We start from the raw sequence: 26105 nt of genomic DNA on the forward strand, positions 1-26105 counted from the left end.
AGTTAATTAAGCTTTGCTGATCTGACACAAAGAGGCTTTCGTCTCTTGCATCTGAGTCACAACGTCATAGCCATAGGTCATTACAGTGTTGGCAGATTCGCCAATAACGTAAGGTACTGTTCCTTCGGGATAGTTCTTCTCAAGGCTCTTACCTTCGAATACACCCGCAAAGTGGTATGGCATGAAACATTCGCCAGCGGTAACTCGAGGAGTTACCATCGCCTTAACTGTGATTTTTGCCCCTTCAGGACTATGAACGAAAACATCATCACCATCACGTAAACCGCGATCAGCAGCATCCGCAGGGTTGATCTCGATAAACATTTCTTGCTGAAGTTCTGCAAGCCATGGATTTGAACGAGTCTCTTCACCACCACCTTCGTACTCTACCAAACGCCCAGTTGTAACGGCGAGTGGGAAGTCTTTGGCAAAATCCTTTTCCTGAATTGATTTATACAGGGTAGGAAGGCGCCAAACCATACGATCATCATAAGTTGGATACTTAGAAACCAAGTCACGACGTGGTGTATAAAGTGGCTCACGGTGTAATGGAATATCATCAGGGAAGTTCCAAACGACGCAACGCGCTTTAGCGTTACCGTAAGGAATACAACCGTGCTTGATAGCCACTCGCTGAATACCACCTAAGATATCTGTCTTCCAGTTCTTACCTTCAGCAGCAACTTTCTCTTCAGCCGTTAGATCATCCCACCAACCAAGTTGCTTAAGCATCTTGTCGGTAAACTCTGGATAACCATCTTGGATCTCACTGCCTTTTGAGTAAGAACCTTCAGCTAAGATATTGGTGCCATTATGTTCAACACCATAACGAGCACGGAAATTACCGCCACCGTTAATCACTTCACGACCAGTACGGTACAAAATTTGTGTACCTGGATGCTTCATCTCTGGAGTACCCCAACAAGGCCAAGGTAAGCCATAGGTTTCACCTTTAGCAGGTCCACCTGGTGCTTCAAGCGATTTAATATCGAAGGTGCCCCAGTTTTCTTGGTGCATTTTCAAACGCTCTGGGCTTTGACCGGTGTAACCAATGGTCCACATACCGCGGTTGAATTCACGGGTCATATCTTCAATCAACGGCTCTTCACCATTCACCTTGATATTCTTACAGAGCTCACTTTCAATGCCCCACTTCTTCGCCAAATTATACATAATCACATGATCTGGCTTACATTCGAATAGTGGTTCAATCACTCGTGAACGCCACTGTAATGAGCGATTAGACGCTGATACAGAACCGTAAGTTTCAAACTGTGTTGCCGCAGGAAGTAAATAAACACCATCCGTACGTTCGTGCATGACACCCGCCATAGTTGGATATGGATCCACTACAACCACTGTTTCCATCTTGTTCAATGCTTCACGCACTTCACGACCACGGGTTTCAGTGTTAACTGATTGTCCCCAGAAAAATGCCATATGAACATTATCTTTCTGCGCAATATTAGCTTTATCTTCAAGTACACCATCATGCCAACGTGAACATGGGATACCTGCAGAGGTCATTGGATCTTGGCCTAAATGTTTCTCTTGATCAAAGCGGCTCTTAACCCACTCATAATCTAAGTCCCAAACATTACACCAGTGCTTCCAAGAACCTGTTTTTAATCCATAATATCCTGGCAAAGTATCACATAATAAACCAAAGTCAGTTGCACCCTGAACATTATCGTGACCACGCAAAATATTCGTACCACCACCAGACACGCCCATATTACCTAGGGCTAACTGGAGAATACAGTATGAACGAGTGTTCGCATTACCGATGTGATGCTGAGTACCACCCATACACCAAACAACAGTACCAGGCTTAGTTTCAGCTAAAAGCTTAGCAACACGGTACATCTGCGCTTTTGGTATCCCAACCACGTTTTCAACTTCAGCTGGATCATATTTTTTCACTTCTTCACGGATACGTTCCATACCGTAAACACGCTGATTAATGAAATCTTGATCTTCCCAACCATTTTCGAAAATGTGCCATAACAGGCCATAGATGAATGGAATATCAGTACCCGGACGGATATGTACGAACTCATCAGCCTTAGCTGCAGTTCGAGTAAAACGAGGGTCGACAACAATAATTTTAGCGCCACGCTCTTTACCTTCCAGAATATGCTGCATCGCGACAGGATGCGCTTCTGAAGGGTTAGAACCGATAAACATCATCACTTTGGAGTTGCGCATATCGTTGATTGAGTTGGTTTGCGCACCGTAGCCCCAAGTGTTTGCAACACCGGCTACAGTGGTAGAGTGACAAATACGCGCTGAGTGGTCGACATTGTTGGTGCCCCACATTGCCGCTAATTTGCGATACATATAACATTGTTCGTTAGAGAACTTGGCACTTCCCATGAAGAAAACTGAATCTGGACCAGACTCTTTACGGATATCAAGCGCTTTTTGTCCCACTTCTTCAATCGCTTGTTCCCATGAAAGACGTTTCCACTTACCGCCTTCTAGCTTCATTGGGTATTTAAGACGCTTAGCTCCATGACCTACTTCACGTAAAGCCGCACCTTTTGCACAATGTCCACCCGCATTAAATGGGTGATCAAATGCAGGTTCTTGACCTGTCCAAACACCATTTTGGACTTCGGCGTACACACCACAACCCACTGAACAGTGAGAACAGATAGTACGCTTAATTTCAGTTGGGGCATCGTGAGGTACATCTTTTGCTTCTGCTTTACGCATCATTCCTGCGCCAAGCATTGATGCCGCAGCAATACCACCTGTTGCGAGACTCGCAGACTTGAGGAATTGACGACGGTTTAAACCTAAGACAGCCTTAGTAGTTGTGGCTGCTTGGTCTGTTTTGCGGGTTAATCGCATCACACACTCTCCTTTAATTATTGACTACGAAACGCTTATTTACTGCGTAACGACGCATAATAACTACGAACATGATCGGACTCTTGGTAGCCATCGCCTTTCGCAGCGGGGGCAACTTCAGGTGTCGCAGCTAGCGCTTGACCACTGACCGTTGCCACTGCGCCAGCGGCACTGCCGATCGCCAATGCTTTAAGCAGTTGACGACGACCCATGTCGGAAGCTTGCTTCTTCATAGTGTCTCCTTTGGTTTTACTGATATTGAGATAATTTGCTTAATAAAGATTAAACGTATCACTCATTTAATATAGAGATTGCTCTCTTTTTTTGTCTATGCCTGCTAACTCTAAGACTCAGCAGACATAAATTCAGCCTTACACTGACAATGGCTTACGAAGCCAGTTCGTTAGTGCTTGGTTCAATCTTTTCCGCTTCGCTGCCTGGGCAGTTAACTGGAATATTTAAACTTAACTGTTCAAACTCATTTGCTTCGATAACAAAAAATGCTTTTGCAAGTTCTGCTACCGTGGCATAAAACGCCGCGCTCGGTGTTTTAGCTAACGTCTCGCAAAAACGTGCTATCCAGCTACCCATATGGCGCTGATAGAAAGCGAGCTGGCGGTAACCAGGTGCCTCAAGGATCAAAGTGCCCATCACTTCGCATAAAGCGGCAACGTGATCTTCAGGTTCTTTCACTTCCTCTTCGCGCTCGAAACCAAGCTGCATTAGGTCATTACGTAACAAGGCTAATGGCTTATCCATTAGTGATCCGGTCATAAACCAGCTGCCATAAGGTAAGATTTCACCACTGCCCACACCGAGGAAAATATCAAAATACTCATCCTCAAGCTGCTCTGAAGTGAATTGCTCTGCCGCCAACTTGAGTCCAACCCAAGCTTTGGTCATATCGCTATCGTCATTAGCATCAATCTCTAATCCCGCTAAAAACTGCAATAATTCGGTGCTAGGCTGGCGACGTAATAGTGCAGCTAGTAGCTGATAAATATCTGCTCTCAACTGATCGTTTTCTGAAACTTCTCTTACTAATTCGGTCATGGCTAAACTCTTATCGCAGTTGCTTTTCAGGATCTTGAAGAATGTCTTCAAACATGTCTTTCACTCGACAGTCGCCACACATCTTTAAACGATCTGTGTTGGCACTGAAGGCACTGTGGGTTCCTACCACTTCTAGCATCCGTTTGACCATGGATTGCGTTGCGAATGGTGTGCCGCAAGTAATACATTCAAACGGGGCTTCCTCATGTAAGGTTTGACGCGTCTGACGCGCAGCTTTATCTAAATTAACCTGTGGCGTTAAGCTGATGACGTTTTCAGGACAGGCGGCTTCACATAGTCCACATTGCACGCAATCTTGCTCTACAAAGTGCAGTGAAGGCAGGTCACCACCGTCGGTTAACGCTGCTGTAGGACACGTTGCCACACAAGACATACACAAGGTGCAGCTCTCAACATTAACGCTGACACGGCCATAAGGGATGTTACTTTGAGACAGGCAAGTGTCGACTGATGCCGCTTGGTTATTGAGATGGTCGATAGCCTCATAGATCGTTTCACGCTTGGTTGTAGCCACAAATTCTGCAGGTACTATAACTGGCCAGCTTGCGCTGGTAGTCAGCAGTTCAGATAACTCATCTGCACCCGCTTCCGTTAAGTGATGTTCGCTGATTAAGCTAATACGACGTGGTTGCCCCATCTCATCGAGAATGTCGTTGGCTAACGCCAGTTCACCCTTCAGCATTTGAGTTAGTGTAGGCGCTGTAGCATCAGTGTTAAGGATCAAGATTTGACGAGCGCCCCAGGCAAGAGACGACATCCAGTGATCAACACTAGCGACTGTTATCTCTTCCAATTCAACAGGGATAATATCGCCCGCTAATTGGTCAGTGACCAGTTCTGCACCTTTACCAATATCATGGAACAACACGACAGGTGCTATTTGCGCTTTCGAGCGAAAACGAGTCACCAGTTGATTCAGATAGGTATGCATAGATTGCGGAGTCGGAAGGTCATAACTAATCGCGCCTGTTGGGCACGCATTCGTACAACTACCCGCACCGTGGCAGAGGTATGGATCGATTTCGATTTTTTTCTCAACACTGGCAATCGCATCTGCGGGGCAGAAATTCAAGCAACGAGTACAACCTTCATTACCATTACGATTATGTGCGCAGATGTCGCTATTAACTTTGATATAACGCGGCTTGTCGAACTCGCCGATTAGATCGGGTAACTGCTCAATTGCTTCAGCTAGTTTGACTTGATCTTGGCCAACATAAAAATAGCCAGGCGGTAGCATTTCAAGGTTAATACAAGGACTCATGCTCAAATCAAGAATCAAGTCGAAATGCGCTTTACGAATAGCAACAACACTTAAATCCGCACTACCCTCTTCATGTTCAACTTTAACTTGGAATTGACCAAGGAAACCTTTTATCTCGATAAGCTTGTTGTAATAGCTCTCAACATCTTCAGCTGAAGTCATGACGAGCTCTAGATGTGCTTCGTCTTGGCTAGTGATGGCTTCGTTTGCCAAAATGGCACACTTACCCATGTGGGACAATTTGTCGGCTGCTAGACGCGCCAAGTCTTCTGGCCCGATAACGAGCACATTGCCCTCGGTGGTATAACTCACGGTCGGTGGGATTAGATTTTGAATAACCTGGGTCCCAGCAAGAACCTGTTGTCGAACCTCTTTGAGTCCAACTTGTGTTTCACGATTGCTCACATTGCGTTCCTGAACAGTTCTTTGGCTGCTTCTATACTTATAAGTTGCTGTTTATTTAATGCGTCTATCATTAACGCCAGCTTTACCCTAAGTACAGCAATTCACATACCAATATTGTGGAATTAAAAACACTCTATACTGACGTTAAACAACTTTGTTTGTTATGGCGTCTGGGTGCTCTGGTTCATTTTGGGCTAATTCGTCATCATCAACGTCCAAAATGTCCGATACCTGTTTAGTATCGCTAACAACTTCAGTTTCAACAGTATTTTCAGCGTCGGTCATCTCATCTGACTCAAGCTCTGAAACTGTTTCAATTTCGTTCTCCTCCTCATCATCTTTTTCTTCAACGACATGACGGAATACTTTCTTTGCCAATTCAGCCGATACTTCAGCCGACAACTTAGGTTGATTACTGTAGTCCAATGCATATTCAAGCAGCCCATCAATTTCACTAAAATGAGGCTGTTTCCAAAGGGCTTTTAGTGCAGCAGATTTAGCAGCAGGGTCTACGTTGGCGCCCATAAAGCTGGCAAAACTGCCACCAACTTCAATCTTTTCTGGATCTGGAAGGTCTTCCGCAGTGAGCAGTGCTTCTTCGCCAGACTCAATGACCTCAGCATCAGTACTTTCTGCTGTGGTTAACGTCTCTGACGGTGCGAGTTCAGCTGTTACCGATTGTTCCTCAACGGCTTCAGACACCTCTATATCAGCTTCCTGCTCTACTTTCTGTCGACGCAAGTTCCAACGTGACAGTAAACCACTCATGAGTTACCCGCTAAATGATTGGTACTTGGACCTTCATTCTTGCGTCGGTTAACATGTTTCGCGCGGCGATGAGCCTTGATTTCGACTTCACCATGACGAGTAATAAACGCTTCAATCCAACACGCGATAGCGGGTGGCATCAGAATATTAAGCACCGGGGTATCGCCTTCTAGGCAGCTTGCTGCAACATTTTGATCAGCTGATAGGGCTGCGGGGATCCAGTCACCGTCATGGTTTTCATCACAAACGATGTATAACATAGCGTTATCCATGTCGATATTGATACGGTAACTACCGCGTTCGTCTTTATGCAGTTCTAGCAAGACGAGAGTGGCACCTTCTGGTGCGGCGTGGGTAGCAGGAAGGATTTGATCGACTTCCCACTGTACTGAGGTCCATCTTCCGACTTGTGTCTCAATCTTTTTAAGAGAAACGTACATTGGCCATTGGCTTTCGGTATGTTGCATTCAGTCTCCGTCTTGCCTGAGATGGCTGCCTAAATGACAGACCAACTAAATAGATACTTATCTAACAAAGCAATTTATGTGCCACACAGTTTGGGCAAAATAGTTTGAACTGGATCAACTAATATCATCCAAGACTAGGACATTTTGTCCAAATAGCAATCTGCAATAGGACATAAAAGGGCGACTGATAGCTAATAAATGTGATCTGCCACTAACTTTATCTCTTATAAAGTTAGGTACAGATATTGCTTAGTATTAGACGCATTTAATTCTCTTAACTGATGATGGGCTATATGACAGCAAACAAGAGCAACCCAACTTTAATCAAAACTAACACCGAAGTCCCCCTGACAATTGCAGTGACAGCAATTAATGAGAAGGGCGAAAAAGTGGATAAATTTATTGCTTGCGAACGCCCACTCACTGTTTATTTAAACTGGCGTCCGATAGTAACCTTGATGACATTAGGTGCCAGAGCAGAAGCTCTTGCGTTAGGTTATCTCAAGAATCAGGGCTTTATTTCTGACCTGAGCAAGCTCGAATCTGTCATTGTCGATTGGGATGTGAGCTCAGCCGCGATTATTACCAGTGAGACAATCGAAGATTTAGATGAAAAACTATCGGAGAAAACAGTCACTTCAGGTTGTGGCCAAGGGACGGTATACGGCAGTTTTATGGCTGGCCTCGATGACATCAATCTGACAACACCACAAATTAAACAAAGTACAATTTATAGCTTACTTAATAATATAAGTGCCTATAACGAAACTTATAAGAATGCCGGCGCCGTGCACGGTTGCGGTTTATGCCAAGGCGACCAGATAAAAGGTTTTGTTGAAGATGTCGGTCGTCACAACGCGGTGGATACACTTGCTGGTGAAATGTGGCTTAATCATGATTTCGGACACAACAAATTATTTTATACCACTGGGCGCTTAACCTCAGAAATGGTGATTAAAGTTGCCAAGATGGGCATACCCGTTCTGCTTTCTCGAAGTGGCGCCACGCAAATGGGGTTAGAGTTAGCGCAACAAATGGGGATTACTATGATAGCTCGCGCTAAAGGTCGCCACTTTTTAGTTTATAATGGTGCTGAAAACATTGAATTTGATGCTATTTAACCTGCCAAATGATGACCAAACGATTTTGCGCCACAAGGACAGAAAATGACTGAGCCAACAGAACTGATCTACATGAGTGCTAGACAGGTCTCGGAGTATCTTGATCTCAATGAGAAAAAAGTCTACTCAATGGCGAATGATCGTATTCTCCCTGCGACTAAAATTACTGGTAAATGGCTCTTTCCTAAAATATTAATTGACCGTTGGATTATGGACTCTTGCCACAGCGGTATGCTATCAGATCGTATGCATATCACTGGCAGTGATGACCCTTTACTGTCGATGTTGGTCGCTCGCATGATGTCGCAGGTCGGTAAAAGTGAGCTCATCAGTTATAGCTCCACGGGCTCCCGTCTGGGGCTAGATCTATTATCTCGTGGTTATGCTGATGTATGTACTTTACATTGGGGCAGCGTTGAAGAGCGTGCAATCCGTCACCCTGCTTTACTGCAAGGTTACGCAAACCACCAGCAATGGGTGATGGTGCATGGTTATACCCGTAAACAAGGCTTAATGATGCGCCCCGATATGCATCACCGTTGCCAAGAACTGGACAAAATATCCCAACAGTCTTGGCGCTGGGTTGCACGTCAGGCTGGTGCTGGCAGTCAACAGCACTTAGAGCAATGGTTAATGAAGCAAGGCGCTGCGTTTGAGCAATTAAACTCAAGTTTAGTGGCACAAAGCGAGCGAGAACTTGCGGGTTATATTGCCAGAAGTGATGCGGATATCGGTTTCGGTTGTCAATCTGTAGCACTTGAAAGTGGTTTAAGCTTTGTGCCATTGGTAACAGAGTCTTTTGATTTTGTTATGCCACAAGGCATTTACTTCAGACGTCAGCTGCAACGTTTATTCAATTTACTGGCCGAGCCACAAACAAAGCAATTAGCAGCAACACTCGGTGGGTATGACTTAACGGATTGTGGCAAACTCCTTTGGAATGGACAATAAGCCCACTGTCAAAATGGTTTACAGGGTGTGCCCTGGTGAAACACCATTTGCCAAACCTCTTGGTGGTTACGCCAAATAGAGCTTCGCATAGAAAAGCTGGTGATGTTATTACCAGCTTTTTTTAGCTTAGCGCGATAAAAGACCTGACATAACCCAGCTTTGAGCTCTCGCACTTCAAAATGGCTGGTTTCAATATACGGGGCGCGTTCATCCGGTAATCGAGCGAGTACTTCCGCTTTACCAAAACGACAACCCGTTGCGGTAAACTCCATAAAGTCATCACTAATTAGACGTTCTAGCTCCCCCCGAGATGCTCTCACCTCAGGCTTCTGCAGATATAGCTCCAACTGTATGAGTAGATGTTCTAACTTGAAATTCACCACTAAACCCAACTAACTCAACCACATTGCTATCAGTCTAGGCTAAGTTTTGAAATAATTGAAATAGTTCAGCCGGTTATTTCGAACTTTAAATACACACCGGTAAGAAAGCGCATTAATAGCTTAAAGTTGATCCCGATATTGCTGCCATAACTGTTGCTGCTCAAGCGTTAAAAATGTCCAAGCCAAAATACGGGTAATTTTGTTACCTTGGTGCATCTCAATCACTTTAATCTCGCGCGCTTTAACTTTTTGCAGTAACGATTGCGCAGGCTTTAAATTCTCTTTTTTAGATACTAAGGTAGTGAACCATAAACATTGATCGGCAAACATTTGGCTTTCGGTGATCATGTTACTCAAAAACTGCCTCTCGCCGCCTTCACACCAAAGCTCCGCTTTTTGACCACCGAAATTAAGCACTCCAGAATCATCTTGTGGTACTGCAACTGTACTTTTCTGCCCAAATTTAGCGGCACGATTTGCGGCAAGGTTAGTGAGTTTACGTGTCGTCCCGGCATTCGCTTCGGCAAGAGATGCGTGAAAAGGCGGGTTACAGATAGTGACATCAAAACGGTCACCCTTACCAATAACACCTTGAAATACATGTTGGGAGTTACACTGTAATCGAGAGGAAAACTTGTTACTAAGATCGGGGTTATTAGCAAAAATTTGTTGGGCATTGTTGATTGAAATAGGATCAACATCGCTACCAACAAATTGCCAGCCATAAGATTGGATCCCCAACAGCGGATAAATAACGTTCGCCCCGGTACCAACATCCAACGCCCTAATTTTTTCACCTTTAGGCACACGCTGCTTACTCAATTTGGTTATCGCTAGCAGATCAGCTACATGATGAATGTAATCTGCCCGTCCCGGGATCGGCGGGCATAAAAACCCTGACGGAATATCCCAAGCATCTACAGCGTAATGATGCTTAAGCAAAGCAGCATTGAGTGCTTTAACCGCTTTAGGCGCAGAAAAATCTATCGATAAATTACCAAATGCATTGGTACTCACAAATGGCTTAAGTTCGACATAACTGTTCATTAACGCGGGAAAGTCATAGCCTGCATTGTGAAGATTACGCGGATGCATCCCTTTATTTAGCTTTGGAGCGGGCTTGTCAGTTATCACAGATGCTAGCGTAGTAGGCGTTTTCTTCGGTTTATTCATGTTCACTCTGCTGCATAACTTCACTATGGCGACGTAAAAATCGATATCGGCTAAGGTGATTTTAATCGTATAGATATTTAGTAAAAAGTAGATTAACCACCAGATCTTTACCTGTTTCTTGTTCTAGTAAGCGATTGACCATCTCATAGCACTCTCGCCTAATTTCCTCTTTACCAGTCAACGACTTCACTTTGTCTTCAGTTTGATTACCCAAAATCTCTACGATCGCGGCTCGTAATAACGGATCGTGTCTTTCCAAACTCACTAAATCTTCAGGATTTTTTACCATTAACTCAACGCTAAGCCTGACATAGCCCAGCTTATTTCGATTAGATATGTAGTTAGTGACGATTTCAGGCTCAAAACCGTAATAAGCGTATTCCTCTAGCGGTTTGTCATTCGCAGCAAACAGACTAAAGCTGCTTAAACCTAAGAGTAATATCGCGATAATTGTTTTCATTGTGGAACTGACTCCTAGTCGATATGTGATGAGGCAAAACCTCATGCTATTTTCTTATCACGCCAACCTACCCGTTCAACGCCGACAACGGCTATCTGGGATGACACTGGCATGCTAGACTGCTTCGGTTTGCTAACATTGTACCGAGAATTAGATGAGTGTGACTAGGTTAAGCTTCCCCTATGGTGAATCAATTAAGTGGATTTCACCAGAAAAAATAACTAATTTGCCTTCGCCGCCTTTTAAAGATTGGTTGCTAAGCACCAGTAGTTTGACTGAAAAGCTAAAAGCTCAATGCCAACATTTCGAAGTAAAAGTACTAGGTGAAGACACCCTTTCACCGCTGACCAACGAGTATCCCGATTATCAACAAGTGTGGATCCGTGAGGTATTGTTAGTCTTGGATGGCGTACCTTGGATTTTTGCTCGTACATTAATCCCTGGACGTTTGCTCGAAAAAAAGCAGCAGGACTTTCTGGGCTTAGGTACGAGACCGTTAGGGGAGTTGCTCTATTCTAAAGATGAATTCACTCCGGGCAGAATTGAAATTGCACATTTTGAGGCTTGTAGCAAAATAGCCAAACTCGCCGAATCGTTAGACCAAGATACCAGCCATGCACTTTGGGGGCGTCGACGTTATTTCCAACATGAACAAGAACAACTCATTGTGAGTGAAATATTCCTACCAGCCGCTCAAAAGGCCATTGCGGCACTCACAAATTAATCCTCGTTACATTGTTCAGATTAGAGTAATAAGGCAAGCCACTTTACGCAAATACAGTGCTTGCCCAAACTGTCCAAGTTTAAATATCTAAGTCCAAATGTCTATTCGGCCACTCAGCATAATTTTACGGCGATAACCCGCAAGCAAACATAAGAGCCCTATCGATAACATGCCTAAACCGCCCCCGCTGGAACTACTCTTCTGAGTCGTGGTGGTTGTCACTGCTGACGCGACGTTGATCATACCTCTCATAACACCGATTTTACCTAGACTATCCGTTACGGTGAGTATTACATTATAGTCGCCTGCTGCTACGTATGTATGTGATGGAGATGTCTCGATACTGGTCGCGCCATCGCCAAATTGCCATGCATAGCTCAGCTCACCGCTGCCACCCACCGATTTATTATTAAAGGTCACCGACAGACCACTCACGGTTAATGTAAAACCAACATCTAGCACTGCGCTAACATTCACCGTCGTGCTATTGGTAAACTCAACGCCATTGCCGTCAGTAATGGTCAGTGTGACTAAATAGCTGCCTGCATTATTGTAGGTATAGCTAGCCGCCGCCTCAATGCTCGTTGCACCATCGACACCAAAGTCCCACGCATATTGGTAAGTGCCATCACCACCACTGACAGCTGCCGTAAAGGTAACTTGAGCGCCCTGTTGGCTTTGAGAAATAACAGCGCTCAACTCTGTCGACGGCTCAGTCATCCCACGATATTTAAACTGCACAGTCGCGCTGCTACTATTTTCTGCTTGTGTCATCACCTCTATCGATAAACCGAGCTCAGGTAATGCCATGCCAGACTCAGGCTGAAGCGGCGCCGTATAATCGCTGGCGTCATCAAATAGCTTGTTAGCCGATAAATGCTCATCAGATGAGCCGCCATAGCTGAAAAATGATTGGTTAAAGAGGCTAAACGCAGCATCACGGATCTGAAACTCAGAATCTAAACTGCCAATCAAATTCTGATCGGCATCAACAACTCCAATCAAGCTGTAGCCTGCATGTTTGCTGACTTCATTTGAACTGTAATCATTGTTCTCTAACCAAAGCACCACCCCAGGGTCGTAACGTTGACTCTTCAAACCTTTATCAACGCCTTGGAGACTCCGTAGCTGAACAATGTAACGACGATCTTTACCTGGTCGCGTATCAGTGACACGTAAAAAACCCGCGTAAGCAATATCCGTTAAGGTTTCCGCGCCATTGAATAACACCACGGTATCAGCTTGATTAATGGTGATATCATCAATCACAATACCGTAATCTCCAACGGCTTGATCAGTAACGTAATTAATTGCTAAGCGTACATTGCGTCCAGCATAAGGACTTAAATCATACTCGAGCTCGACCCAGCCATTGGTCCCTTCGGCCGCAGCCAAATCACTCGACTTGCCCGTTATGATGTTACGTGCTGAATTTCTTCCATTGCTGGCTTTGGTGTAACGCCCTTCCAGCGCAATACCATCAACCATAATTTGAGCATAATCATAATCTAACTCAATACTCCAATGCGCTTTCATCAATAGTGTTAACGGTGTCGCCACGGGGAGTTCAATATCAAACGACATCGCATGATTAATCATGTCACCTTGATCAGAATAAAATTGGTAATCCCCCGCATAAGGGGCGGTAAAACTAACTTCCTCAGCAGGGATAGCCAGTGACACCTGATTAACTTGATCATGATTCACCGCCTCAACTAAGGCGATATCCAGTCCCGATGAGTCGAGTGTGTTTAGCAAAACTTTTTGCTCAGACACCCAATTGCCTTGATATTTACCTTGTAGGTATGAACGTGCATAAGGGCTAAATCCAGTGGGTTCGGTACCTCGAATGGCACCTGACCAACTACCTGAAGCCATAACTGACCAAAAACCGACGGGTGAGCCTTTGCCTTTAGCGCTAATATCGTATTCATCTGGTAGGCCAAGATCATGACCGAATTCATGTACGCATACCCCCAGTGCCGCATCGATAGGCTGAATAGTATAACTAGACAGCTTCACACTGGTTCCAGGGATAGTGTACGGAGTGATTGATGAACGATGCGACCAAATAGCATCGGCACCTAACATTCCTCCCCCTGTTTCTTCACCAATACTGGAGTGGAAAATCATCACATGATCTATCTCACCATCAGGTTCGTTTAAGTTACCATTTTGGTTAACGTCAAACGGGTCTTCAACATCATAAGTCGCTAATTCAGTACTACTCATCTGGGCTGTGGCGGCACTCACGGCTTCTTTAACCAGCTCTATTGCCCCAATATCATCATCTGCATCATCGTTTCCACCATAAGCTGCCGCGTTATTTGCCGCTCGGTACCAGCCTTTAACGTCACCGGTAAAAAAGAAACTACCACCCGATTCAGCCTGATAATACTCATAGCCTGTCATTAACGTTTGCCCTGTTGGGCCAGCATAACCATTGGTCGAAAACAGTAAGTTGTTATAATGTTCAGCAGTATAAGCGCTGTAATACATAGAGGTATCACTACTGCTTAAGCCATTTTTGTCATAAGGGAGATCGGGGAAATCGATCAATACCGCCAACACTTTAACGGTTTTGTTGGTGATACTTTGTGTTTGTGCAGCTGTAAAACTGACAAACTTATTTGTTTGCTTTTTTTGCTGCAGGCGGGCCGCTTCGTACCGAGCTTCACGTAGCGATATTTTTCTCGCCCCTCTTGAACGAGCTATAAAAGCTTCAACAGCCTGTTTTTTTTCGATATCAGATGCACTGCTGGCGACTTCTCCCCGCTTAATTAACCAATAAAGAACACGCTCTTTATCGACAATATTAGCATCCGCGGTAGTGCCATAAATGGGGACTGCCAACGCTGTATTCATCACGACCAAAGCACTCAGTAAAAAGCTAATAACGGCACTTTTTTGGAAAAAACCCTTCATCTCAAGCGCTCCTCTTATTGCTGCTTTGTACTGCATAATCATTTATGCCCACTCGAATGCTGTCACTCTGTTAATAATCAGACCGCATTGTTGCAAATAAGTTTTCATCTTTAGTTATCTATTTTAGGAGAGTTTGCAGTAAAAGACCTAAACCACAGAATACGGCTAAAAATATTAGTCACAAAATCAGTGCCAATAAGTATCAATATATATAGCCCAGCCCAACATAACGCAGTCAAATTGCAGAGCTTCCATCGTTAACATAAACGATGGAAGCTCTAAATATCGAAGGATGAATACTTACTCAGGTCCGCTTAACCAAGCATCGTAGATGAGCAATAGCACCGAGGCTGACCAACTAAAGTTAGTACAATGCAAGCCTTCACCAGTGATTGGATGATAGTTTTCGCGAATAGGACTTTGTCCAATAATCCCCTCGCCTTCGGTCACAAGTTGCAATGCTAATCTTTGCGCCTGCTCATGGTAACCATAGCGAGCAATACCTTGTAAGCCAAACAAAGCTTGATCGAGCCAGACAGGGCCGCGCCAGTATTGCGCTGCGGCAAAATGAGGACTGTCGGCACTGACGGTTGGAAATGGCATTTTGGTGCCAAACTGCTGTTGATTCAAATGACGGTCAACAATGATTTTTGCTTGCGCATTCGATGCTGCACCCGCCCATAATGGCAACCAACCTTCGACTCCTTTGCCTTTATCGATCATCAACTCGCTATCCGTTGCGGTATAGCGAATATCGTAGAAGAACCCCGATTCTGGATCATACATCTGCATCTGGATCTGTTTGGCTAGCCGCTCTGCTTCAACATCCCACTTTTGGACATCTGCATCTAGCTCAAGCACCTTTGCCATCTGCTGTAAAAAGCGCTTCTCCGCATAAAGATAGGCGTTAAGATCTACAGACTCCTGCGACACTGAATAGCCCACCACTTTGCCACCTTGACTGTTTTGCCACACTTGTAAGCTAGCGTCGGCATCAAACCTGGGGGCATTATCCATACCAGACTCCCATGCAGCAGCCTCAATAATGGCCTCGACATTGAGCTCGCCATCATCATTAATGTGCGCAGGGTGAAGATTGGCACCATACTCCGCCAGACCATTATCATTATTATCACGGTTGCGATACCACCATTGATGATAGGCAACAAGTTTCGGGTACATGGTTTTCACGAACTCACTGTCACCATCTTGCTGATAAATTTGCCATACCGCCCATGCAGCTAACGGCGGCTTGCCATTGCGTTCGTTCCAATTTCCGCCTTCACCACCACGCTCTGAGTCCTGATTATAGAAAATAGCATCGGGCAAGCTTCCCGCATCTTGTGGCCGTACTTTGTCTTGCTCTGTGTACTGGTAATCAAACATCGCCAGTACATTTGATTTAGCTAACTCAGGCTCAAATCGTGCCACTGCAACCGCTTGCTTCCAAGTATCCCAAGCCCACACGCCATTAAACCACTTATAAGTGATTGAGGGGGTAATACCATCATGCAGCAGTGCACCTGCGGGGCTGCGCCAGTTATGTATGATGGTTTGCATACTCTTGACTGCAAGCTGACGTGCCGTTTTATCGCCACCGACTAATAGCTTGTCCATTCTGCTTTGCCAGCGTTGTCGGTTGTTTACTAGCTGTTGCTCTATCTGTTGCCAATCGGGATCAGTATGCGCTTGTGCCTCTTTCTCGTTATGAAAATAACGCTGTGCGCTTTTGAATAAATAAGATTGCTTCGCAGCAATCGTGACAGGTTCAGCAATGGCCAAATAACCCGACTGGGCATTAATTCTAATCGCCATATCACGGTCAAACCAAAGCTGATATTGGGCATCCGCGAGTTGCATACGCCATGTTTGCATCACCGGCTTAAAGTGCCAGCTGATATGATTTGCGCTCGATTCAGTCTCAGAAATGAGCGAGTGTTGTGGTTGTTCTGGGTGACTGGCAAAAGGTTGGCCACGCCATACTAACTGCCATTGCTGATCGCGGTTTGAAAGATTTGTCAGCTCAGTCATCACCGTTGCAGTGCGGTTGTCGCTATAACTCAGTTTCAAACTGACTTTTATATCTGACCATGTATAGGTTTGAACCAGCCCATCGGGCTGGCTGTGAATATCAATTTTGGCGGCACTATCAAAAGATAAGAACTTATCAGTAGTGACGTTGATCAGCTGTAAGCGTTGCAAACTATCGCTAAGGTGCAGACTATACTCTTGCGCAATAAACAGCGGCCCGGTGAAGCTGCCATAGTACTCAGCAGAGTTGGGCAGATGAAAACCATGCCATGCGCCTTGATCGACATATACAGAGCCTATGCTCAAGTTACCTTTGTTATCTCGCTGCTCCATTGAAGTTGGCACTCCCTGATAAGGCAGCAAATTTTGATAATCAACAGAATCGATGGAGGTCAGACTTGCAGCACAAAGCAGTAGGCAGGTAATCATGATTGTTATTATAATTTTTGAATATTGTATTCAGAGTATTACAGGCTAGTATTTGTTCTGCAACATTTGTATTTCACGATTAAGTCCTACGATGTTGATTGGCGTAACGGCAAGTGACACCAATCAAGATAAGAGTTGTTGCTAGAGTGCCTTCATATAACTTGCAATGCCATCGAGGAACATCTGCACCGATATCATCACTAGCACCATGCCCATCAGCCGTTCTACTGCCGTTAAACCTTTTTCTCCTAACACTTTAGTAAAGACTTTATAAAACAATAGAATGATGGCACTTAATCCCCACGCGGCAAGTAATGCAACGGTCCAGTCCATCATTCTGCTGCCATCGGTATGAGCGAGCAAGATGAGCGCCGCCAACACCGAAGGTCCCGCCATCAATGGAATAGCCATTGGCACAATGAAGGGCTCTTCACCTGCTGCCAGTCCGACAACGCCACCAGGCTGTGGAAAAATCATTCTAATGGCGATCAAAAACAGAATAATACCGCCCGCAATACTCACTGATTCTGAACGTAGGTTAAGGAAATTAAGGATCGCTTCACCCGCAAACAAGAACAACATCATAATAGCTAATGCAAAAAGCAATTCACGGATCAACACGCGACGACGCTTTTTTGGCTCGATGTGCCTTAAGATGGAGGCAAATATGGGTAAGTTGCCCAACGGGTCCATAATGAGAAATAGCATGACTGCCGCTGAGAAAGTATCCATTGTATCCATTGCTTGGGTGACGCCTAATGACTTGAAAAGAAGATTATTCTAGTATGTTTTACAGTAAAGCTAACAAAAAGTTATAAAATATTTGCACTCGTCAACAATACATTAAGAATTAACATGAATTTGGCCGTAGTTATATATCAATGTAAATTCGGCTTATCGCTCTGCTAATTACCCTTAACACTGGTATACTGTGGCGCTTTTTCGCACTCGCGGATTTTAAATGGGTTCCCTATGCTGTATCTCTTAGCTAGCTGTATCGCACTATTATTAGGACCCTTGTTTTACCGGTTTTTTTCATCGGGAACGGGGTTACAAAAAGGCCTAGACGGATTCATATTCGTTTCACTGGGCGGCTTAGTGCTGATCCATATTTTACCCGAACTTTTAGAGCACGGTGGCTTTCTGGCTATTGTGTTTGTCATCATTGGTATTTGGGGGCCCACGCTGAGCGAACGCTTATTTCATCGTTACTCTGAAGTCACCCATAACCTGACCCTTATCCTTGGTGTTGGTGGATTACTGCTGCATACCATTACTGATGGCGGTGCAATGATTTTGGCCCAGCAAGACGGTAACTCACCGCTGCTTGCCCTCGGTATTATCTTGCATCGCTTGCCTGTTGGTGTCGCTATCTGGTGGCTGCTAAAGCCTCAAGTTGGCAGCCGTTGGGCGATGTTAGTTTTGACCGGTATGATGCTGCTAACGGGCATTGGCTACTTTGCTGGCGAACAGTTCTTGTCGCATCTAAGTCTGGAAAATACGGTTTATTTACAGGCGTTTGTTACAGGTTCCATATTGCACGTTGTGTTGCATCAACCCCATGGTCAACCCAATACAGATAAACAGGGTCGATTTGAGTACCACGCGGGGATAGGAAGTTTACTCGGTATCGGACTGCTCTTTCTGCTATTAATGATGGACTCTGGTGGAAATGATCATCAGCACAGTCATTCAACTGAACATCTATTGGATTGGATGCTCACCATTGCGCCGATCTTATTACTCAGCTATGCCGTTGCGAGCATTCGTTTTTACTTTGGGCTAACACCTCAAAATAAGGCGCTCGGTCAACGCTGGTTACAACGACTACTAGGCCCTGAAGCGATCATCATTACCGGCTTGTTGCTCGGACCTATTTTCGCGCTCATCCAAGCGATTTCAGTCGTTTTGATAGGTGCGTTGTTAACTTACTGCAAAGTTGAACCAACAGATCCCCATGACTCATTGCCAACCTCTGCGGTGCGTTTTGGTTTTGCCCACTTAGTTGACCGCAGTGCGCCTTGGATTGTGCTTAGCCTTATTTTAGCCAACTTAATTGGTCATCCAGCAGTGCCTTTATCCAACCCAATAGTGCAAGTTGCTGTATTACTATTGGTGTTTTTACCGATGCGTTTTTGTAATCTCGGCGCCGCGGTACTATCACTTTCATTGGCTTATAGCGGCTGGACGACAACAGCAGTAATGTTGCCATTAATTGCCGCACCCATTATCAACTTCGCGCAGTTAAAGTTAATGGGTTGGCCACAAAGAGTGGCCTTGTTTGTTCTCCTCTTCGGCTTACTTGCCGTTATTGAATGGATCCAACCGCAATGGCAGGCATTGGGGCATTTACCACACCTACTCAACAGTATGAGTCTTTGGGTGGTTGCCGCCTTGTTTGCAGCCAGCTTACTTCGCTTAGGTCCACGTAAATTTATGAGCCGACTCATGTTACTTAAAACGAAGCCGCACGCTCATGAGCACAACCACGACAATGGTCATCATCACTAAGCCAGAATAGCTTTTCTTGGGGATGAGTATTAGTCTGTACTCATCACTCCATTTTATTCTGGCTTATGTGCATTCTATTTGTCGCCCTCGAGGCGCACCCTGAATACCCACTGATTATTTGCGCCAATCGTGATGAATTTCATCATCGCCCGACCGAACCCGCTCATTTCTGGCCCAGTCATGACCAGCTACTCGCAGGCAAAGATCTAGAAGCGGGTGGCACTTGGCTTGGTGTTAATCAACATGGCATGGTTGCGGGGTTAACCAATATTCGCGACCCTGAGTTAATTCAGTCAGATATGAGAAGCCGCGGGGAATTAGTCCTAAATGCGCTAATGGACGGTGGCATAGATGAGCTATGGTTAACACGTTATAGCCCATTCTATAATCCATTTAACCTGCTATATGGCGATGAACAGGCGCTATATTGTTTTGATAGCCGTAGCCAACAACTCATGCAACTTACAGCTGGATTTCACTCTATCAGTAACGGCGCACTTGATGATATATGGCCAAAAATGTCACGCGGTACTCAAGCGATTCAAGCGCACATAACCAATAACAGTATCCCCTGTATTGATTCGCTGTTGGCCATTATGAAGGACGGGACACAGGCTCCAGATGCCGAATTACCAAAAACAGGGGTAAGTTTAGAGTGGGAACGCCACCTTTCATCGATCTATATTCACCACCAAGAGTACGGTACCCGTTCAACCAGTATTATTCTGAAAGACAAGCATGGAAAAGTGCAGTTTTCTGAAGTGCGTTATGATGGCAAAGGCAGGGATCTAGGCCGGGATGATTTTACCTTATAAGCACTCTACACCCTAGGTGATGACGTGTACCACCATCTATAGGCTTAGTGACTAATCAGAAGTGTGATCATGGGTTATCACCCAGCGATCATCTATCTTCTCTACTAACAGGGTAAAAACACCATTGGGATTATCTTTAGCTCGCTCAAGCGCCCAGCGGCCAACAACAATCGCCGCATAATTGCTCAACATTTTAGTTTCTTTGATAGTGAAAGTCAGCTTACCCAAGGTTGCTTTATCTGGGTAATGCTTTTTATATGCAGCAAGGGTTTCTTCCCAGCCATAGCGAAACTTGCCATTAGATACAAAGCGCATTTTTTCGTTATGCCAATAGCCTTGCATGTATTCGTCTAAGTCCCCCTGGTTCCAAGCTGCTGCTTGTCCAGCCAAAACATTAGCAATATCATCCGTCGGTACCGCATTCGCGTTAAATGCTAAACATAGTAGTAAAACGCTGAACCCTTTTTTAAACATGACTCTCTCCACACTATTGCGTGTACTATACCCAAACACCATTCAGGCATCTTATTACCCATTATGGCTGTTCATTGGTAAAAGTCACAGAAAACAATAATACTAAGAATAAAGCTAGGGCGGTTTTCATTACATGTTTCAATCATTTTTCAAATTCTTACTCAAAGCCAGCGGCTGGAAAATATCGGGTGCATTGCCAACCGATCATCAATATATCGCTATCGTCGGTCCGCATACCAGTAATTGGGATTTTGTCATTGGCCTAGTCGCGCGTGGCGCTATGGGAGCCAAGGTTAACTTTTTGGGTAAACATCAGCTTTTTATTCCGCCTTGGGGTTGGTTCTTCCGCGCAATGGGCGGCACCCCCGTAGACAGAAGAAAGAATAATAACTTGGTCGATGCCGTCGTTGAGATCTTTAATAGCAATGCGAACTTTAGCTTAGCACTCGCACCTGAAGGTACACGTAGCCCAGTAGCACGTTGGAAAACGGGGTTTTATCATATCGCCAGTAAAGCTCAAGTCCCCATCGTCACTGTGGGGTTAGATTTTGGCAGTAAGACCGTTGTCATTCCTGAAGGCAAAGACACCACCGATGATATCCAACAAGATATGGATAATATCATCGCTTTCTATCGCTCCATTAAGGGACGTCATCCCAAAGTGATCCCTGATTTCCAGCGCTAAGCATCATTGCCTAAAGATAATTTGCCCGCTATAGTGCAGCCAGATCCTAGACATTGTATAAAATATTATGATTTTTGATACTTGGCTGCTGTACCTTTTCGCCATTCTGCTTATTGCTATCTCCCCCGGCACTATGGCCGTGTTATCGATGGGGCACGGTATTCATTATGGTAAAAGCCGCTGCTTAGCGACCGCTTTAGGTAGCGTGACTTCCGCACTCATACTGATGATGGCATCCGCCGCGGGTTTAGGTGCGTTATTAAATGCAACAGAGTATGGCTTCACGATATTGAAATGGTGTGGTGGCGCTTATTTACTCTTTCTAGGCATAAAACTACTGCTCACCAAAGCTGATGGGCAAGGCCTCAAGCTAGCGCAAGCAAAAGGAAATGGAGCGCCTCTGCAGCTATTTAAACAGGCCTTTTTAGTCGGGATAAGCAATCCAAAGGATCTACTCTTTTTTGCTGCTTTATTCCCACAGTTTATCGATATCACCCTGCCGCAAGGGCCACAGTTAGCTATATTGGCGCTAACCTGGGCGATAGTCGACTTTAGCTTCGTTATGATTTATGCGTGTATGGCAAATGTGCTTGCGCCAACACTAAAATCCAGCAACAAATTGCATTGGTTTGATCGCACCAGCGGCGGGGTATTTATTACCCTCGCCGCCATTTTATTGATCCGTTAAATTATACCAATTCCACTAAAGATGTGATCAATTCAGAGCTTTCTCAGGGCTTTCAATTCAAGGCGCATTGTGGAAGAAATGGTTATTCCCTTTTAAGACCATGCAACGCAGCAGTGAATCTCCTGAGAAGCTCACTGCGTGCGGCTGATGTTTAAGGCATAGGAAATCCCTTAACACAGCGCATGTGGCTTTCGATATACGCCTGCATGGATGCAGAAGGTAGAGCGAAGCAGGATGCTAGAGCCGAGAATAACTATTAGCTACAACCCACGTGCTTCTCTAAAGTGATTTAAATTCCCGCTGAATGACCAACTATTTAATGGAATTGGTATTACAGGATAAAGCCAATATAGCCCTGCAGCACAATTAGATTAACGATATCGATAAAAAATGCACCCACAATCGGCACTACCATAAATGCTTGTGGAGAGGGGCCATTTCGAGACACTAACGCCCCCATATTCATCACTGCCGTTGGGGTTGCCCCCATACCAAACCCGCAATGACCACCCGCAATAACGGCAGCATCATAATTCGAGCCCATCAATCTAAAGGTGACAAAATAAGCAAAAAATCCGAGCACTATTGTTTGCACTAATAAGATAATCAGCAGAGGAATGGCCAGATCAAAAATCTCCCATAGCTTTAAGCTCATTAATGCCATCGCTAGAAACAGTGATAAAGAAACGGTACCCAATATATCTACACATTCACTATTGGTTTTATACCCGCGAGTTAATTCGGTAAGATTGGTTATCACCACACCAAGAAACAATGCATAGACAAAGTCAGGCATTTTTAACCAGCGGATCTCAAACACCGATACCAAGTGCTCAATCCACCTAGCACCCACTACGCAAAGTAACAAAATAAACAAGGTCTCCATGACGCTTTTGGCGGTGACTCGGTCCTCTTCAAGCTGATCATAGGTAACAAGATCGGGGTGATCTTTATGATGATTTCCCCCTATGCCATAAGATGATACCAGTTTGTTTTTATCAATTAATCTCTGTGCAACAGGGCCACCAATAATCCCGCCCATGACTAGACCAAATGTTGCGGCGGCCATCGCAAACTCTAGCGTACTCATACCATAATTGTCAGAAAACGTTTGTGCCCAAGCGGCACCAGTACCGTGACCGCCTGATAACGTAATAGAGCCTGCAACCAAGCCCATTAATGGTTCTAAGCCTAATGCTGTCGCTAGACTCACGCCGACGGCATTTTGAATAACAATGTAGATGGAGGCTATGCCAAGGAAGATAAAAACTTTCTTGCCTCCTTTAGCTAACAGCTTATAGCTTGCAGCCAAGCCCACCGTACTAAAAAACATTAGCATTAAGGTGTTCTGCATCGGCAAAGAGAACTTAAGGGTAATATTCTGAAAATGTAAGGCGGTGGTAATGGCCGCAACCACTAACCCACCGATAATGGGTTCTGGAATGTTGTACTTTTTAAAGAAACCCACATGGCGATTAACACTATGCCCGATAAATAGCACCATTATCGCGACCAAAAATGATTCTAGTTCCCCGATTGAATATACGATATCCATGAAACTCCTATCCGTTACATCGGCTTCGCAGTTAGCACTGCTAAGCTAAAATTAGCCGAGCATTCTGCCATATCTATTAGGGTAATTAATATTAGCTGAGTCCGAAATATGAATATTCATGTAATAAAACCACATTTTTGAGCAATAATTACTCTACGCCATCTCTTAGAGAGCCTTTTCCGCTACCTCTAATGCTTCCAAACGATCTCTTTCAGCTTTAGAAACGTATTTTGGTTTGTTACTAGTATTCATTTTTGCGTTGGCTTTTTTAGCCTTACCCATAAATTTTTTGGTGATTTTTTTAGTGCGGTTCATTGTATTACTTTAGTATAAATTCATGTGATAGATTATAACTTAAAATCGACATATCTGTTTTTATGAACCAAACATTTATCCTTTTGTGGCCAAAAAGGAACGCTTATTATCTTGCTATTGCAGCGTGGCTTACCAATTCAGTTTTCCCGTGTAGCATGGTAATCTAGACGCCTTAAAAAGGTGCTTATAGCCCGTTTTATATTAGGCCAGGTTGATCTTTCGAGCTTAGTTTTTGTTCGAATTCAATCATTTTAGTACAAGGCTTGATCGATGATGCATAGCTAGCTAAGCGAAAAGTTCTACATAGTGATGAAATATTACCAAAATCATCTGCGGAGCAAAGGTTTGCCTCAGCTTGGTTTTCAAAACGGTATCCTCATATAACACCGTTATCAAATCGATCTGATCTGAGCGAACATGAACTTTGGTTAAAAGTAATAATCAACCATATTCTTGTATTAGATGCAGAGGTGGGAGCTGTTGAAAGGCTCAACATTTTAAAGCACAGAGCTAACGAGTTGAGTCATCGCGAATGGTATATTATATATGGAAAATATTGCAGTAATAAATTCAATCTAACTGACATCAACGTCTATATGACGACTTGGTTATATAGACAAATAAAGCTTCCGGTTGAAAAGTTTAAGTTTAACTTAAAGCAACTGAAGAAAAATCACATCAACTAAGTCACAGCTCTAGCAACATACTCATGAGTATGGTGCCACATATAGAAGTGTTTAGGTATAATCTCCCAAATAGTCAATGATGAATCATTTAAGAGCCCTAAAATGAAAAAAGTAGCAATCTTCTGCCATAATCTCTTTGCCAACGGCACTGTAAAAGTAGCACTAACTCAAGCAGAAGTTTTGCAAGAGGCTGGCCAAGATGTACACCTCTTTATTTTCAATGAAGAAGGTGACTTTACTCCCCCTAAAAACGTCACCATTCACTATGTTTTTAAATCACAGAAGTCTCTGTCATTAGCAGCTCAAAAAAATAGGCTGATACAATGTGTGCAGAACATTGAAAACAGCGAGGGGGAGTTTTCACTTTTTTTGTGTAACTCCACCGATTGCGATATCGTCGTCAATGGTTGTGACTTTGATCCTTGTTACTATTTTTGCCACTGCGCACTCCAGCAAGAGCTCATCATGGAGTTAAAACGCGGACCAATCCATTTCTTACGCCGCTGGCGAAAAGCAAAGGCACTTATAGGCAAACGCATTATTACGGTTTCGGAAGGGATCGCTGATGAACTTAAGGCGACTCGTTGGCTGAAGCCTAAAAGCGTGCAGGCAATATACAATCCATTTCGAATAGATGAGATAAGAGAAAAAGCCAAAAAGGAAGTCGATGGGCTACCGAATGAGCCATTTATGATCCATATCGGCCGAGTAACCCGACAGAAGCGCCTAGATATTCTCTTCCAAACATTAAAGTTAATGCCAACAGCTCCTCGATTGGTACTGTTAACCAACCGTCCAGAGAAAGCCCGTAAACTAGCCAAAAAATATGACGTTGAAAATCGTATTATTACACCAGGATTCCAAAGTAACCCTTATGCTTGGATAGCCCGAGCTGAATTGATGTTGCTCAGTTCAGACTTTGAAGGACTGCCGACCGTGTTGATCGAATCACTTATCTGCCAAACACCCGTCGTGAGCACTCGCTGCCCCCATGGGCCTAGTGAAATTTTAACTGGAGAACTGGCACAATATTTAGTCCCTAGACGTCAACCCGAGTTATTAGCAGCATCGGCATTAGCATGCCTGCAGAAGCCACCATTACTGGAAAACCTACCGATCCTCGATGCTGTGGCTAGCCAATATATCGCAAAGCAATATATTGCGCTTTGTGCTAATAACTAAATGGTGTACAAGGCTACCAAAGCTTCACTCTAGTGGCCTTTTCCTTACTTTAAAAACAAAATCAAGCAACGTAAAAGCAGCAATTAATCAACAAATAACTTACTGTTTAAGCTCAAGAAACGTGATGATTTTTATGCGATAATATTAAGCATGTTTTGTGAAT

Annotated in this window: 24 protein-coding genes; 9 read left to right on the forward strand and 15 right to left on the reverse strand. The window is 44.3% G+C overall.

The window, feature by feature from the left end; genetic code table 11:
* Positions 1–6: 6 nt before the first annotated feature.
* The 6 genes from CXF86_RS21165 to CXF86_RS21190 form a co-directional block, all read right to left on the reverse strand.
* On the reverse strand, positions 7–2856 hold the full coding sequence (locus tag CXF86_RS21165; RefSeq protein ID WP_101090113.1) for a formate dehydrogenase subunit alpha: 2850 nt from the start codon (positions 2854–2856) through the stop codon (positions 7–9).
* 35 nt (positions 2857–2891) lie between these two features.
* Positions 2892–3089 carry a twin-arginine translocation signal domain-containing protein gene (locus tag CXF86_RS21170; protein WP_101090114.1) on the reverse strand — a complete coding sequence of 66 codons (198 nt, stop codon included), beginning with the start codon at positions 3087–3089 and terminating at the stop codon, positions 2892–2894.
* Positions 3090–3243: 154 nt separating this feature from the next.
* Positions 3244–3909 (reverse strand): TorD/DmsD family molecular chaperone, encoded by a 666-nt coding sequence (locus tag CXF86_RS21175; RefSeq protein WP_101090115.1) that lies wholly within the window; start codon positions 3907–3909, stop codon positions 3244–3246.
* Positions 3910–3919: 10 nt separating this feature from the next.
* Entirely contained in the window at positions 3920–5599 is a 1680-nt protein-coding gene (locus CXF86_RS21180; protein ID WP_102039957.1) for a 4Fe-4S binding protein, read from the reverse strand.
* A 144-nt stretch (positions 5600–5743) separates the two neighbouring features.
* A complete protein-coding gene (locus CXF86_RS21185; RefSeq protein ID WP_102039958.1) occupies positions 5744–6367 on the reverse strand; it encodes a DUF3306 domain-containing protein in 624 nt (207 codons plus the stop codon).
* Positions 6364–6834 carry a DUF3305 domain-containing protein gene (locus CXF86_RS21190; protein ID WP_101090118.1) on the reverse strand — a complete coding sequence of 157 codons (471 nt, stop codon included), beginning with the start codon at positions 6832–6834 and terminating at the stop codon, positions 6364–6366. Before CXF86_RS21190 ends, CXF86_RS21185 begins: the two co-directional genes overlap by 4 nt.
* A gap of 293 nt (positions 6835–7127) precedes the next feature.
* Here CXF86_RS21190 and CXF86_RS21195 point away from each other — a divergent pair, with 293 nt between their 5' ends.
* Positions 7128–7955 carry a formate dehydrogenase accessory sulfurtransferase FdhD gene (locus tag CXF86_RS21195; protein ID WP_232775011.1) on the forward strand — a complete coding sequence of 276 codons (828 nt, stop codon included), beginning with the start codon at positions 7128–7130 and terminating at the stop codon, positions 7953–7955.
* 45 nt (positions 7956–8000) lie between these two features.
* Entirely contained in the window at positions 8001–8906 is a 906-nt protein-coding gene (locus CXF86_RS21200; protein WP_101090120.1) for a helix-turn-helix transcriptional regulator, read from the forward strand.
* A gap of 8 nt (positions 8907–8914) precedes the next feature.
* Here CXF86_RS21200 and CXF86_RS21205 read toward each other — a convergent pair whose 3' ends face one another.
* From CXF86_RS21205 to CXF86_RS21215, 3 genes are all read right to left on the reverse strand, one after another.
* The gene (locus CXF86_RS21205) at positions 8915–9286 is read right to left on the reverse strand and encodes a nuclear transport factor 2 family protein (protein WP_101090168.1); all 372 of its coding nucleotides are present in this window, start codon (positions 9284–9286) and stop codon (positions 8915–8917) included.
* 123 nt (positions 9287–9409) lie between these two features.
* Positions 9410–10462: a 23S rRNA (adenine(1618)-N(6))-methyltransferase RlmF gene (gene rlmF / locus CXF86_RS21210; protein WP_102039959.1), complete on the reverse strand. Its 1053-nt coding sequence runs from the start codon at positions 10460–10462 to the stop codon at positions 9410–9412.
* Between the two features lie 61 nt (positions 10463–10523).
* On the reverse strand, positions 10524–10922 hold the full coding sequence (locus CXF86_RS21215) for a flagellar basal body-associated protein FliL (protein ID WP_101090122.1): 399 nt from the start codon (positions 10920–10922) through the stop codon (positions 10524–10526).
* A gap of 154 nt (positions 10923–11076) precedes the next feature.
* On the opposite strand from CXF86_RS21215, the gene CXF86_RS21220 reads away from it, so the two are divergent.
* A complete protein-coding gene (locus CXF86_RS21220) occupies positions 11077–11646 on the forward strand; it encodes a chorismate--pyruvate lyase family protein (protein WP_101090123.1) in 570 nt (189 codons plus the stop codon).
* Between the two features lie 87 nt (positions 11647–11733).
* On the opposite strand, the gene CXF86_RS21225 is transcribed toward CXF86_RS21220, so the two are convergent.
* From CXF86_RS21225 to CXF86_RS21235, 3 genes are all read right to left on the reverse strand, one after another.
* Positions 11734–14571 carry an immune inhibitor A domain-containing protein gene (locus CXF86_RS21225; RefSeq protein ID WP_102039960.1) on the reverse strand — a complete coding sequence of 946 codons (2838 nt, stop codon included), beginning with the start codon at positions 14569–14571 and terminating at the stop codon, positions 11734–11736.
* Positions 14572–14871: 300 nt separating this feature from the next.
* Positions 14872–17031 (reverse strand): MGH1-like glycoside hydrolase domain-containing protein, encoded by a 2160-nt coding sequence (locus tag CXF86_RS21230; RefSeq protein WP_102039961.1) that lies wholly within the window; start codon positions 17029–17031, stop codon positions 14872–14874.
* Between the two features lie 141 nt (positions 17032–17172).
* Positions 17173–17763: a YhgN family NAAT transporter gene (locus tag CXF86_RS21235; protein ID WP_101090169.1), complete on the reverse strand. Its 591-nt coding sequence runs from the start codon at positions 17761–17763 to the stop codon at positions 17173–17175.
* A gap of 240 nt (positions 17764–18003) precedes the next feature.
* Here CXF86_RS21235 and CXF86_RS21240 point away from each other — a divergent pair, with 240 nt between their 5' ends.
* Together CXF86_RS21240 and CXF86_RS21245 are read left to right on the forward strand one after the other, a co-directional pair.
* Complete coding sequence (locus CXF86_RS21240) at positions 18004–19542, forward strand: metal transporter (protein ID WP_101090126.1); 1539 nt, start codon at positions 18004–18006, stop codon at positions 19540–19542.
* 65 nt (positions 19543–19607) lie between these two features.
* Positions 19608–20357, forward strand: a complete 750-nt coding sequence (locus tag CXF86_RS21245; protein WP_102039962.1) for an NRDE family protein — start codon at positions 19608–19610, stop codon at positions 20355–20357.
* Positions 20358–20408: 51 nt separating this feature from the next.
* Here CXF86_RS21245 and CXF86_RS21250 read toward each other — a convergent pair whose 3' ends face one another.
* A complete protein-coding gene (locus CXF86_RS21250; RefSeq protein ID WP_101090128.1) occupies positions 20409–20831 on the reverse strand; it encodes a YybH family protein in 423 nt (140 codons plus the stop codon).
* Between the two features lie 133 nt (positions 20832–20964).
* Here CXF86_RS21250 and CXF86_RS21255 point away from each other — a divergent pair, with 133 nt between their 5' ends.
* Together CXF86_RS21255 and CXF86_RS21260 are read left to right on the forward strand one after the other, a co-directional pair.
* The gene (locus CXF86_RS21255; RefSeq protein ID WP_101090129.1) at positions 20965–21516 is read left to right on the forward strand and encodes a lysophospholipid acyltransferase family protein; all 552 of its coding nucleotides are present in this window, start codon (positions 20965–20967) and stop codon (positions 21514–21516) included.
* 67 nt (positions 21517–21583) lie between these two features.
* Positions 21584–22204: a LysE family translocator gene (locus CXF86_RS21260; protein WP_101090130.1), complete on the forward strand. Its 621-nt coding sequence runs from the start codon at positions 21584–21586 to the stop codon at positions 22202–22204.
* A 331-nt stretch (positions 22205–22535) separates the two neighbouring features.
* Here the strand turns inward: CXF86_RS21260 and gltS are convergent, their stop codons facing one another.
* On the reverse strand, positions 22536–23759 hold the full coding sequence (gene gltS, locus CXF86_RS21265; protein WP_101090131.1) for a sodium/glutamate symporter: 1224 nt from the start codon (positions 23757–23759) through the stop codon (positions 22536–22538).
* Between the two features lie 165 nt (positions 23760–23924).
* Positions 23925–24074 carry a DUF2986 domain-containing protein gene (locus tag CXF86_RS21270; protein WP_101090132.1) on the reverse strand — a complete coding sequence of 50 codons (150 nt, stop codon included), beginning with the start codon at positions 24072–24074 and terminating at the stop codon, positions 23925–23927.
* Positions 24075–24388: 314 nt separating this feature from the next.
* On the opposite strand from CXF86_RS21270, the gene CXF86_RS23240 reads away from it, so the two are divergent.
* Entirely contained in the window at positions 24389–24760 is a 372-nt protein-coding gene (locus tag CXF86_RS23240) for a WavE lipopolysaccharide synthesis family protein (protein WP_145992416.1), read from the forward strand.
* Positions 24761–24862: 102 nt separating this feature from the next.
* A complete protein-coding gene (locus tag CXF86_RS21280) occupies positions 24863–25942 on the forward strand; it encodes a glycosyltransferase (protein ID WP_101090134.1) in 1080 nt (359 codons plus the stop codon).
* Positions 25943–26105: the final 163 nt, after the last annotated feature.

The sequence above is a fragment of the Shewanella sp. GutCb genome (genome assembly GCF_002836135.1).
Classification (GTDB): Bacteria; Pseudomonadota; Gammaproteobacteria; order Enterobacterales; family Shewanellaceae; genus Shewanella.